This window comes from Desulfonispora thiosulfatigenes DSM 11270 (assembly GCF_900176035.1).
GTDB lineage: Bacteria > Bacillota > Peptococcia > Peptococcales > Desulfonisporaceae > Desulfonispora > Desulfonispora thiosulfatigenes.
This window is the reverse complement of record NZ_FWWT01000011.1, coordinates 1-13077: the sequence shown is the minus strand read 5'-3', so window position 1 is coordinate 13077 and position 13077 is coordinate 1. Positions and strand designations below refer to the sequence as shown.

Sequence of the window (13077 nt, the reverse complement as noted above, 5' to 3'; positions counted from 1 at the left end):
GGGTAGCTACGTTTGGAAGTGATAAGCGCTGAAAGCATCTAAGCGCGAAGCCTACCTCAAGATGAGATTTCCCACAGCGTAAGCTGGTAAGACTCCAGAGAGAATATCTGGTAGATAGGCTAGAAGTGTAAGTGCCGTGAGGTATTTAGCGGACTAGTACTAATAGGTCGAGGGCTTGACCTAAATAAAGACGAAAATCTTCACTGTGTAGTTTTGAGAGAGCAAAGTATCATTTCAAGTTTAAGTAGGAAAAATACTTAAACAGATAAAGGATATATTGTTTGCTCAACAATTACATATTTTCTCGGTGATAATAGCGGAGGGGTCACACCCGTTACCATTTCGAACACGGTAGTTAAGTCCTCCAGCGCTGATGGTACTTGGACCAGAGGTCCTGGGAGAGTAGGTCGTCGCCGGGAACACAAAAAAACCACCTTAATTAGGTGGTTTTTTTGTGTGCAAAAGTAGTATTTACAAAAATGAAGAATTAGGATATTATTATCTAGTAACCACCTGGTTACTAAGCGGAATTGACTTAAAAGAGGTGAATATATGTCTAATAATGCTGAATTAACTAAGCAAAAAATCCTAGTAGAGGCAGAGAGGGAGTTTGCAAAAAAAGGCCCTTATGCATCTTCTATTAATGTAATTTCTGAAAGGTCCACAATTAATAAAAGAATGATATATCATTATTATCATTCTAAAGAAGAATTATATAAAGAAGTTTTAAGAATGAACTTCAATAAAATTAAGATTATTGTGGGAGAAAAGGTTTGTATTAATCAAAATGACTTAATTGCCTGTATTAAACAATTGATTAAAGATTATTATTATTTTCTGCGTGATAATGAAAACTATGTAAAAATAATGGCTTGGGAAGAAACATCTGGAGCCGAAGTTGCCAAAAACGTAATACCTGATACTTTCTTAATTATCTATGATAGGTTACAAGATATTTATTATGAAGGTGTCAAACAAGGGATATTTAAGGAGCAGATAGATTTAAATCAATTAGTTATTAGCGTTTCAGGATTGTGTTTTTTTACCTTTGCCCGCAAAGAAGTTCTCTATAATTTATGGGTAGATGATTTAGAAACAAAATTAAACGAAAGATTAGAACACATATATAGTTTAATTTTAAACACTTTGTGTATTTAAATCTTAAGAGGAGGATATGTAATGTTGAAAAGGATACGTAATTCAATATTAGTTACTTTTTTAGTCTTAACCTTATTTACAGTGGGCTGTAACAATGCGAAAGAACCTGTAATGGAAGAAAAAGCTACATTAACAGGAACGGTTGAAGCCAGAGAAATTGACATAAGAAATAAAATTCCGGGCGAAATCAAGACGTTAAAGGTAGAAGAGGGGCAAAGTGTTAAAAAAGGAGATTTGTTATATGAAATAGATCCTAAAGATTTAATTGCAAAGAAAATGCAAGCAGAGGCTGGAATTAATGGAGCTGAGGCGCAATTAAACAAAGCTATAAGTGGAGCAAGAGCACAAGAAATAGCGCAAATAGAAGCTTTATTAGCTAAGGCAAATGCAAAGGTACAATTATTACAAACCAAGTATGATCGTTTATTACAGCTATATGAAGCAGAAGCCCTACCTAAAGATAAATTAGATGATGTAGAAACTGAGCTCACCGTAGCAAAATTAGATGTAGAAGCAGTTACAGCTCAACTATCTTTAGCTCAGGAAGGTGCAAATAAAGATGATATAGCAGCCTTAAGGGCGCAGGCTAGTGGGGCTAAGGCAGTACTCGCTGAAGTTAATTTACACATCCAGGATACCAAGGTATATGCTCCTTTTGATGGTGTTGTCTCTGAGGTAATTGCCAAAGAAGGAGAGTTAATCGGACAAGGAACACCAGTATTAACAATTAGTAACTATCAAGATAAATGGGTAGAAGCAAATATGGATGAAATAAAAGTAGTAGATATAAAAATAGGAGATGAAGTAGAATTTGTAAGTAAAGCTTATCCTGATGAACCTTTTAAAGGGAAAATAGTAAGTTTAAATCAAAATCCAGACTTTGCAATCAAAAAATCTACTAACGAGCTAAATGAAAAGGATACTATTACCTATGCAGTTAAGATAAATGTTTTAGCAGATGAAAGAACCTTATTGCCAGGAATGATGGTAGATATATTATTAAAAGATAAGAACGTTATAGAAAAAGATACTAAAGAAAATGATATTAAAGATAAGGATATTAAAAACGGAGAAAATTTATGATAAAAGGTTTTTTCTATGTATTTTTTCGAGAAATACGGATACTTTTCAAAGATAAAAAATCATTTGCTGTACTACTATTTGTACCTATTTTATATACTTTAGTTTTTGGATATATGTATCAAGCCAATATGGTTAAACATGTAAAAACAGCCGTAATCAATTATAGTCCTAGCAATATAAGTAGAATGGTTACAAATGGTTTTGAAAAATCTGATCGCTTTGATATTAAATATTATTTAAATGACGAGGGAAAGATTAAAAGTTTGATGGAAAATGATGAAATTGATGTAGCTGTAATAATTCCACGAGACTTTACTAAGAATATTAAAAATGGTAAAGCAAGCAGCGTGTTCTTAGGAATTGATACTTCTAATGTAGCAATTTCAAATGGGGCAATGGCCTCTGCAATGCAAATAGTCCAGACTTACTCTAAGGGGACAGTTATAAAAAAACTAGAAGCTACAGGTTTATTAGCTGAAGAAGCATCAAGCAAGGCTATGCCAATCTCGGTAAGTTTTCATCCTTGGTATAATCCAAGCTTCGGTTATACTAATTTTATTCTTTTAGGAGTTATGGCAGTAGCACTTCAACAGATAACCTTAATGTTTGCTGCAAATTCTCTAACTAGAGAAATAGAAAGAAATGAGTTAAATGAGCTCTTAAAGTATAATCCCATAGCAATGTATATAGGGAAATTTATAGTCTATTTATTAGCAGGGTTATTTACCTTAATTGGTGGATGCCTTGTAGCCTTTAAAATTTTTCATGTACCTTTACAAAGTGAAGCTGTATATATTTTATTACTTGCTGTTCCTTTTTATATTTCAATTATTTCCTTTGGATTCTTCATTGCTATCTTTTGCAAGAATCAAGGAGAATCCGCTCAAATTGCAATGTTATTAGCGTATCCAACCTTTTTGTTATCAGGGTTTACTTGGCCCCTTGCAAGTATGCCGGAAACGCTACAAATGGTATCTAAAGCACTACCATTAACTTATTTTGCAAGCAATATTCGTAAAATATCGTTAATGGAATTGAATTTTGAAGCTTTGAAAAATGAGTTATATTCATTATGTGCTTTATCTTGTATATACTTTGTAATTAGTTTAATTGTTGTGGTATTTAAATATAAAGCATCTAATTCTTCTAAAGAGGCTGCTAGTTTAGAGGGAAAGAAGGTGCAAGAATGCTAGATATGCTCAAGGTTATGAAAAGAGAATTAAAATTTTTACTAAGCTATAAACGATTATTAATAATTATTTTGATAATACCAATTTTATTTTCTTCCTTTTATGCCTATTTGTATCAAGGTAATATTGTTAATCATTTAAAGGTTGGTATTATAGATTACAAACCTAGTGGAATATCGAGGCAAATTGTTAATGGTTTTGAAAAGTCGTCAAAATTTGAAGTAGAAATGCTTTCAAGTGAAGAAGAAATTATTCCTTTAATGGAGCAGGATAAGATAGATGGAGTTATTATTCTGCCAGCTGATTTTACAAAAAACATAAAAAGTGGTAGACAATCTAGTGTTTTTGCTTCTGCAAATGGAACCAATTTATTGATTAGTAATAATTTTATGGTAGGAGCGCTAGAGATTATCAATACCTTTGATACGGGAATAGTGATTAAAAACGTTGCATCTAAAGGAGCTTTAAACAGTATAGCTTATGCAGAAGCCATGCCTATTTCTTTATCACTGCATCCCTGGTATAATCCAACTACGGGTTATGCGAACTTTTTTCTGCCAGGTTTAATTGTGTTTATAGTACAACAAGCAACCTTTTTAGTAGTCGCAATTACGATTACCAATGAAAGGAAAAACAACACCTTAAAATTATTGACTCAAAGTTATCATACTTTTGGCATAATTTCAGGAAAGATATTAACTTACACAATGTTATCAATTATCTCATGCTTTAGCTCAATTTACGTAGTTTTTAAATATTTTAATATGCCGATCTATGGAAGTTTATTATCGATTGGTAGTTTGACTTTAGCTTTTAGTTTATGTATTTGTACGATGGGAATGTTTTTATCCATCATATGCAATAAGTCATTAGATTCTATTCAGTACTCGATGTTAATAGCTCTGCCTTCGTTTTTATTATCAGGATATACTTGGCCAATGCAAGCTATGCCAGATTATCTTGCTTTTGTAGGTAAATTATTACCTCTAACGTATATAGCAAATAATTTGCGTAAGCTAAGTTTAATGGGTGTAGACTATTCATTGATTAAAGAAGATATAGGTACTTTATTATTGATGACGTGTATATTTTTAATTTTATCGCTAGTTATATTTTGGTGGAAATTTAAAAGAGTCAAGGTAAATAAGAAGGAGAGTATCACTGCTTAATGAGAACATAACAAAGTAAGGTAAAGAGCTTTTCAAGCAGAATAATGTAAAAGGCAATGTAGGCATAAATAAATATGGGTAAAAAAAGTAAACCCCTACAAATCGAGGGTTTACTTTTTTATACAGCTAATCTTGCATTAGCAGAACATAATTGTTGACCAACATGAGAAACTAAATCTATAACACGACAGCTATAGCCCCACTCATTATCATACCAAGCAATTATTTTAGCAGTATAATCTCCTACAACCATTGTTGATAATGCATCAATAATAGTTGAATGTGGATTACCTGTAAAATCAATTGAAACAAGTGGTTCGTCACAATAAGCCATAACATTTTTCATATTTGTTAATGAAGCTTCTTTTAATAAATCATTAATATTTTCTTTAGTAATTTTTTCTTCGAATTCTACTACTAAGTCAACTAGAGAAACATCTGGAGTCGGTACTCTAAGAGCCATACCATTTAATTTTCCTTCAAGTTCAGGTATTACTAAAGTAACAGCAGCTGCTGCACCAGTAGTAGTAGGGATAATTGATTGTACACAACCACGAGCTCTGCGTAAATCTTTATGTCTATTATCAAGGTTCTTTTGATCATTTGTAAAAGCATGAACAGTAGTCATAAGACCTGTTTTTATAGTTAAGTTATCATGTAAAACTTTAACTATAGGTGCTAAGCAATTAGTCGTACATGATGCATTTGAAATGATAGTGTGTTTTTCAGCATCATAACTATCTTCATTTACACCCATTACTATAGTTGCATCTGCATTTTTAGCTGGTGCTGATATAACGACCTTTTTCGCTCCAGCTTCTAAATGAACGGAAGCTGCTTCTTTAGAATTGAATTTACCAGTTGCTTCTAAAACGATATCAATTTTTAAATCTTTCCAAGGCATTTTTGAAGGATCACGATCTGATAAAAGTTTTACTTCTTTTCCGTCTATGATTAAGCTATTATCAGTGTACTTAATTTCCCCATCATAGATACCATGTGTAGAATCGTACTTTAATAAATGAGCACTTGTTTTAGGATCTCCAGTACTATTAACCGCAACAACCTCTAAATCAGATCTTTTGATAGCTTCTCTTAAACAAAGACGACCAATACGACCAAAACCATTAATTGCAATACGTGTAACCATAAGTAAAAACCCCCTTATATTTTGTAAAGCTGATGATATGCTTTGAGTTCGATGCAAATAAGGATATAATATTCCAATAAATTATTATATTAGCATAAATTTAAACATTCTTAAATATTCCAACATGCTGGGACGGTATGTGTCCCTATTTTCTATACCCATCGCTAAAGATTATAAGCAATTAAACTTAAAAAAGCAAGGGGAAAAACAAAATAATTAGAAAATATAAGATTGTTGTATACCTGTATACAGGATAATATTAAAGATAAGTAGTTAAAAAGCTTGTTATATATAATAGTGAGATTAGGAGTGAAGAAGCTTGAAGCAAACAAAACGCCTAATAGGAATTACTGATACTACGTTAAGAGATAGTCATCAGTCGTTATTAGCAACTAGAATGAAAACAGAAGATATGTTACCTATTGCTGAAAAGATGGATAATATAGGGTTTCACTCTTTAGAAGTATGGGGAGGGGCTACCTTTGATTCCTGTATGCGTTTTTTAAATGAAGATCCCTGGGAGAGACTTAAGGTTTTACGTGAAGCATTTAAAAAAACTAAACTACAAATGCTTTTAAGGGGTCAAAACTTATTAGGCTATAAGCATTATGCTGATGATGTAGTCGATGAGTTTGTGAAGAAAACTTGTGAATATGGAATGGATATTTTTAGAGTCTTCGATGCTTTAAATGATATTAGAAATATGCAAAGAGCTATGGCAGCTGTTAAGAAGAATGGTAAGCATGTCCAAGGAACAATTAGTTATACGACGGGAACCATTTATGATATAGATTATTATGTGAAGTTTGGAAAAGAATTAAAAGATAGTGGAGCAGATTCGATTTGTATTAAAGATATGGCAGGGCTATTATCACCTACTGGAGCATTTGATTTAGTCAAAGCCTTAAAAAATGAATTAAAGTTACCTATCCAAATGCATACACACTATACAAGTGGTATGGGCTCTATGATGTATTTAAAGGCTATTGAGGCAGGTGCTGATGTAATTGATACGGCTAATTCGGCCCTTGCCTTAGGAACTTCTCAGCCTGCAACTGAAACTATGGTGGCAGTATTAAATGAGGGAGCATATACAACCGGTATAAATTTAGAAGACTTAGTACCTTTATCAGAATATTTTAAAAGGATAAGACAAAACTATGCCGAATTTGATGTGTATAAATCAGGTGTAGATGTTAATATTCTTAGATATCAAGTACCAGGCGGAATGTTATCAAACTTTATAACTCAATTAACAGAACAAAATGCTTTAGATAAGTTAGATGATTGTTTAGCAGAAGTGCCGAGAGTAAGGGAGGATTTTGGTTATCCACCGTTAGTAACGCCTTCTAGCCAAATAGTTGGTTCGCAAGCAGCCCTAAATGTATTATTAGGTGAACGTTATAAAATGTGTACAAATGAGGTTAAAAACTATATGCGAGGTTTATATGGTAGACCTCCAGGTAAGGTTAATGAAGATATTAGAAAGAAAATCATCGGTGATGAACAGCCAATTACTGTGCGTCCTGCTGATTTAATTGAACCAGAGTTAGAAAAGTCAAAACTGCTTTATCCTGAGGCAGATACAACTGAAAAACTACTTATGTATATTTTATTTCCACAGGTTGCTAAAGATTTCTTTGCAAAAGATAATCTTAAAGCTAGTCCGGAAATTAAAAATAATAATACCAACGACCTTAAAGAAAAGGCTAAAATTGAAAATAGCCCGAAGATATTAGATTGTAGTTCTAATACTAGTTCATTTGCAGGGCAGAGCTTTGCCAAAAGATTAAAAACTAAAAACAATATTAATTTAAATACTAGTACAAATAGTACTTTAAATAATGGAGAAATTCATAAACTAAGCGTTAAATTTGAAGGCAAGACATATGAATTAGAGGTTGAAAAAATTGAGACTATTATTTCTCCAAAGGAAACCTTTAATAAAGCAGAAGATAATAAAGAGATCCAAGAGGACAGAAAAGTAGAAAGTAATCACAAAATACCTCTGACCAGGAAAGGTGTAGGGGATAACATAGTAAATTCCCCGATGCCTGGCAAAATCTTAAAAATATTAAAATCACAAGGTGAAAAAGTACAACAAGGTGAAAAGGTGTTAATCCTAGAAGCAATGAAAATGGAAAATGAAATTTTAGCACCGTGTGATGGAGTAATAGAAAATATAAATGTAGTAGAAGGTGTAGCTGTAAATTCTGGAGAAGAATTGTTTTCTATTGTATAAAAGAAAAGGGTTAGCTCAAAAAGAGCTAGCCTTTTTTTAATAGTAAGCTTCCCTATCACAAAGGTTTTGGTAACAATTAATGCAAAGCAAATTATTGTTTTTATCCGTTACAGATTTAAAATCAGCTAAATATTCATCTACTAATTGGAGATTTTGTTTACATACTGAACATTTATAAAAACCCTTCATAAATATCCCACCCTTAAAGATTATTTAACATTAGTATGCCTAGGAAAATAAAGGTTATGAGTTAAAAATTATATTTGTAAGTATTTGTTACCGGTTAACCCATTTTAATTGTGGTAATAATAAAAGTAAAAAGAGAATATTAGGGGGCTTACGAGTGAAACGTGTAGTAAGCGTTAGTTTAGGTTCTAGTAGTAGAAATCATCAAGTCGAAACGGAAATTTTAGGTCAAAAATTTTTAATTAAAAGAATAGGAACAGATGGAAATCTTGAACTGGCAATAGCAAAAATACAAGAATTAGATGGAAAAGTAGATGCTTTTGGTATGGGAGGCATAGATTTACATCTTTTCGCAGGAGAAAAAAAGTATATGCTCCGAGATGCAAAAAAACTTAAAGATGCTGCCAAACAAACTCCGATTGTTGATGGTAGTGGTCTAAAGAATACATTGGAAAGAAAAACAATAGAATATTTAGATAATCAATTACATATAAATTTAAGTAATAAAAAGGTTTTGTTAGTTTGTGGTGTAGATCGCTTTGGGATGGCTAAGTCTTTAGAACAATTTGGCGCAAAGGTCATTTATGGAGATTTAATTTTTGGGCTAGGCCTTCCTATCCCAATAAAATCACTTAAAAATTTGGAAAGCTTAGCAAAGATAGTAATTCCATTAATAAGTCAGTTGCCCTTTGAATATTTATATCCAACAGGAAAGCAACAAGAAAGAATTATTAATAAATTTGGAGAATATTATCAGGATGCAGATATAATAGCAGGTGATTTTCTCTTTATAAAAAAACATTTACCACTAAGATTACAAGATAAGATTATTGTGACAAATACGGTTACCATAAATGATATTGAACTCCTTAAATTAAGGGGTGTAAGTAAATTAATTACTACTACTCCAGATTTTCAGGGAAGATCTTTTGGAACTAATGTTTTAGAAGCCATTTTTGTAGCTTTGAAAGAAACAAATCATGAATTATCAACAGAAGAATATTTTAAAATATTAAATAGAGTAGAATTAAATCCACGAGTAATTGAGTTTGCAAAAGAAAAATTAGCTTAGGAGGAATTTACATGAGAAGGTTTGCATTTATTATGCATCCTCTTGAAACTGAAGATTATTTTCGGAAATTCCCCTTATTAAAAAGAGTACCTAATAAAATTATAGAAAAGACAATTCGCTTTGCACCCCCTATGAAGGTTTCAGAAATAACTAATTTAAGGTCTAAGTATGAAGCAGTAGAAGGTTTTATAATAGCTTGTCCCTTAACAACCAAACAAATCCTAAACTTGCCTAAACAAATAATCTTAAAAAAATTAAATGAGGCAATTAGTTTAAGCATAAAATTGGGTGTCGAGGTTATCGGTATAGGAGGAGAATTATCCGTTATAGCTGAAAAGTTTCAAGATGAGATATTAAAAGATAGTAGTATTCCGATAACAATTGGAGATAATTATAAGATAGCTATTATTATTGAAGAAACTTTAAAAGCTATCGAGGGTAAAAAGGGTGATATCCAAAATGCACATATTGCAATTCTTGGTGCAACGAGTTCAAAAGGTACGGTGATAACTCGTATACTAGCTCCAAAGTGCAAGTATTTAACGATTGCATCAGAAACTAATGAAGATTTAACTAAATTAACCAGAAGAATTATGTATGAACATGGAATAGCAATTAAAATAAGCAGGGATATAAAAGATATTTTAAAAAACAATGACATAGTTATACTTGCAACTAATTTAGATAAGAAAATAATAAATTTAGAAGATATAAAAACAGGATCCGTATTTTCTGAGTTAGTAAAGGATAAAGATTTAGTCAGGGAAATTAAGGCTAAAAGAAAAGATGTCTTAACTATAGAAGAAGGATTAATAAAAGTGCCTGAAAATACTGAGATAAATTTTAATTTTAGTTTACCGAAAGAGCTAGTTTATGCTAGTATGGCAGAAACAATGATTTTAGCTTTAGAAGGAAAGTATGATGAATTTATTTTAGGAAATAATTTAACATTAGAAAGTATTTTAGAAATAAATCGGTTGTCTAGAAAGCATGGCTTCCAGTTGCAACAGCTTCTTGACATTATTTAACTATATTATTATAATGTACTTTATGGCACTGTATCCTTTTGTTACAGTGCTTATTGTGATTTTTGCCTAAAGAACTTTCTGCTATAAGCTTAATTATAAATTAAAAGGGGAGAATAAGCATGACTGAAAAAGAGGTTATATTAACCCAAGAAGGCTTTGAAAAACTAGAAAATGAAGTAGAACATTTAAAGACCGTTAGGAGAAAAGAAGTAGCAGAAAGACTAAAGCAAGCAATTGACTTTGGCGATATAAGCGAAAACTCCGAATATGATGATGCAAAGCATGAACAAGCCTTTATAGAAGGAAGAATAATTGAAATAGAAAAGCTGCTACGTTCGGCTAAAATTATACAAAATGATGATAGACAAGCTGGGATTGTGTCAGTAGGATCAGTAGTTTGCTTAAAAGACTTAGAATTTGATGAAGAATTAGAGTATACTATAGTTGGTTCAGCGGAAGCCAATCCTTTAGAAGATAAAATATCTAATGAATCTCCAGTAGGCAGCGGTTTATTAGGTCAATCAGTAGGCAGTGTTGTGGAGATTGAAGTACCAGCTGGAAAAATTAAACTTGAAATACTAGATGTGAAAAACTAGTTTCTTAGTTAGGGGGAACAATTATGGCCGAACAAGAAAATTTAGACTTAAATCAATTAGTGCAGGTTCGTCATGATAAACTCAAAGAGCTTAGAGAAAAAAATATCAATCCTTTTGGCCAAAAATTTGAATACACACACCATACACAAGAAATATTAGATAATCAAGAACAGCTAATTGAAAATGGTGAAGAAGTTATAATTGCTGGTAGATTAATGGCAAAAAGAGGTCATGGTAAAGCAGGATTTGCTAATTTACAAGATTTAAGTGGTGGGATTCAATTATATGTTAAGTTAAATAATGTCGGGGAAGAAGCTCATGATTTATTTAAAAAAGCTGATATTGGTGATATTTTAGGGATTAAAGGAACTATTTTTATTACGAATAAAGGCGAGACTACAGTTTCAGTTAAGGAAATAACAATGCTAACTAAGTCATTAAGACCTTTACCAGAAAAGTTTCATGGCTTAAAAGATGTAGAACTAAGATATCGTCAAAGATATGTAGACTTAATTATGAATCCAGAAGTAAAACAAACCTTTGTTTTAAGAAGTAAGATAATTAGAAGTATACGTGAATTTTTAGATAATGAAGGATTTTTAGAAGTAGAAACTCCTACATTACATTCTATTCCTGGGGGAGCCTCAGCTAGACCATTTATAACTCATCACAATGCATTAGATATAGATTTATATATGCGCATAGCTTTAGAATTACATTTAAAACGTTTAATAGTAGGCGGAATGGAAAGAGTATATGAAATTGGACGTGTATTTCGTAATGAAGGCATTTCAGTTAGACATAACCCTGAATTTACTTTACTAGAATTATATCAAGCGTATGCTGACTACAAAGATATGATGCGTTTAACTGAAGAGATGGTAGCTCATGTAGCTAAACAGTGTATTGGAACGACAACTATTACTTATGAAAATCATGAAATCAATTTAGCCCCGCCTTGGAATAGAATAACCATGGTAGATGCTGTGAAGCAGTATGCTAATGTAGATTTTGGTCAAATAAAAACTGATGAAGAAGCCAGAAATGTAGCCAAAGAACATAAGGTTAATGTTCCCGAAGATGCTACTAAAGGCAGTGTATTAAATGAATTTTTTGAGGAATTTGTAGAAGAACATTTAATCCAGCCTACTTTCATCTTAGATTATCCAATTGAAGTTTCTCCATTAGCTAAACGTAAAGAAGATGATCCAAACTTTACTTCTCGTTTTGAAGCTTTTGTAGTTTCAAGAGAATTAGCCAATGCCTTCTCTGAGCTTAATGATCCAATTGATCAAAAGGGAAGATTTATGAGCCAAGTTGAACAAAGAGAAAAAGGTGATGATGAGGCTCACAGGATGGATGAAGATTTCTTAAGGGCTTTAGAATACGGAATGCCTCCAACAGGTGGTTTAGGAATAGGTATTGATAGGTTAATTATGCTTTTAACTAACTCTTCTTCCATAAGAGATGTTTTATTATTTCCAACCTTAAAACCAAGAGAAGATATATAACAAGAGAAGATATAGAAAATAGTAGCATCTTTTAAATAAATAGATGCTACTATTTTATTGACAAGCTTTAAATATCTTGGTAAAATAAAAATCAACTTATCACCTACGACAAAAAAAATATGACAAAAAGTATTCGACAATATTTTAAATAAATGTTGACTTGAAACAAATAAGATGATAAGATAAGTTTTGTCGCCAAGAGGGGACGAAACACAAGAAAAAAACAAAAGAAGAGAGAAATTGATAATTGAATGCAAAATGTTGAAACATACATGAGCATCACATCTTCTAAACAAGTTGTTCTTTGAAAATCAAACAGTTATAAAGAAACAGACCACAAGTAACAAACGGATAAATAACAAAGCCAAATGTTGGTTTTGAGCTTGCAGGATATTAATGGAGAGTTTGATCCTGGCTCAGGACGAACGCTGGCGGCATGCCTAACACATGCAAGTCGAACGGACTTTTAGTATTTAGTTTACTAAATACTAAAAGTTAGTGGCGGACGGGTGAGTAACGCGTGGGTAACCTGCCCATAAGTTGGGGATAACTCCGGGAAACCGGTGCTAATACCGAATAAGCTTAATTTACCGCATGGTAGATTAAGTAAAGATGGCCTCTTTACAATGCTATCGCTTATGGATGGACCCGCGTCTGATTAGCTAGTTGGTGAGGTAATGGCTCACCAAGGC

General features: G+C 32.1%; 11 protein-coding genes and 3 rRNA genes. 12 read left to right on the top strand and 2 right to left on the bottom strand.

Annotated features, from left to right (window positions below):
• The 6 genes from B8965_RS03055 to B8965_RS03030 form a co-directional block, all read left to right on the top strand.
• Positions 1–183 (top strand): 23S ribosomal RNA (locus B8965_RS03055); the annotation flags it as partial.
• Between the two features lie 120 nt (positions 184–303).
• Positions 304–419 (top strand): 5S ribosomal RNA (rrf, locus tag B8965_RS03050).
• A gap of 133 nt (positions 420–552) precedes the next feature.
• Positions 553–1158 (top strand): TetR/AcrR family transcriptional regulator, encoded by a 606-nt coding sequence (locus tag B8965_RS03045; RefSeq protein ID WP_084052393.1) that lies wholly within the window; start codon positions 553–555, stop codon positions 1156–1158.
• Positions 1159–1179: 21 nt separating this feature from the next.
• Positions 1180–2241, top strand: coding sequence for an HlyD family secretion protein (locus B8965_RS03040; protein ID WP_084052392.1), 1062 nt, complete (start codon positions 1180–1182; stop codon positions 2239–2241).
• Positions 2238–3434, top strand: a complete 1197-nt coding sequence (locus B8965_RS03035) for an ABC transporter permease (protein ID WP_084052391.1) — start codon at positions 2238–2240, stop codon at positions 3432–3434. Before B8965_RS03040 ends, B8965_RS03035 begins: the two co-directional genes overlap by 4 nt.
• A gap of 14 nt (positions 3435–3448) precedes the next feature.
• Positions 3449–4600: an ABC transporter permease gene (locus B8965_RS03030; protein ID WP_207651164.1), complete on the top strand. Its 1152-nt coding sequence runs from the start codon at positions 3449–3451 to the stop codon at positions 4598–4600.
• Between the two features lie 118 nt (positions 4601–4718).
• Here the strand turns inward: B8965_RS03030 and B8965_RS03025 are convergent, their stop codons facing one another.
• The gene (locus B8965_RS03025; RefSeq protein WP_084052389.1) at positions 4719–5750 is read right to left on the bottom strand and encodes a glyceraldehyde-3-phosphate dehydrogenase; all 1032 of its coding nucleotides are present in this window, start codon (positions 5748–5750) and stop codon (positions 4719–4721) included.
• A 319-nt stretch (positions 5751–6069) separates the two neighbouring features.
• Between B8965_RS03025 and oadA the strand changes: the two genes are divergently transcribed.
• A complete protein-coding gene (gene oadA / locus B8965_RS03020; protein ID WP_084052388.1) occupies positions 6070–7992 on the top strand; it encodes a sodium-extruding oxaloacetate decarboxylase subunit alpha in 1923 nt (640 codons plus the stop codon).
• A 36-nt stretch (positions 7993–8028) separates the two neighbouring features.
• On the opposite strand, the gene B8965_RS12415 is transcribed toward oadA, so the two are convergent.
• Positions 8029–8181, bottom strand: coding sequence for a hypothetical protein (locus B8965_RS12415; protein ID WP_159446255.1), 153 nt, complete (start codon positions 8179–8181; stop codon positions 8029–8031).
• Between the two features lie 154 nt (positions 8182–8335).
• Between B8965_RS12415 and B8965_RS03015 the strand changes: the two genes are divergently transcribed.
• From B8965_RS03015 to B8965_RS02995, 5 genes are all read left to right on the top strand, one after another.
• On the top strand, positions 8336–9250 hold the full coding sequence (locus tag B8965_RS03015) for a quinate 5-dehydrogenase (protein ID WP_084052387.1): 915 nt from the start codon (positions 8336–8338) through the stop codon (positions 9248–9250).
• Between the two features lie 11 nt (positions 9251–9261).
• Complete coding sequence (locus B8965_RS03010; protein ID WP_084052386.1) at positions 9262–10278, top strand: hypothetical protein; 1017 nt, start codon at positions 9262–9264, stop codon at positions 10276–10278.
• Positions 10279–10397: 119 nt separating this feature from the next.
• Positions 10398–10874, top strand: coding sequence for a transcription elongation factor GreA (greA, locus tag B8965_RS03005; protein WP_084052385.1), 477 nt, complete (start codon positions 10398–10400; stop codon positions 10872–10874).
• A 23-nt stretch (positions 10875–10897) separates the two neighbouring features.
• Positions 10898–12385 carry a lysine--tRNA ligase gene (gene lysS, locus B8965_RS03000; RefSeq protein ID WP_084052384.1) on the top strand — a complete coding sequence of 496 codons (1488 nt, stop codon included), beginning with the start codon at positions 10898–10900 and terminating at the stop codon, positions 12383–12385.
• Between the two features lie 393 nt (positions 12386–12778).
• Positions 12779–13077: ribosomal RNA gene (locus B8965_RS02995) — 16S ribosomal RNA — on the top strand; the annotation flags it as partial.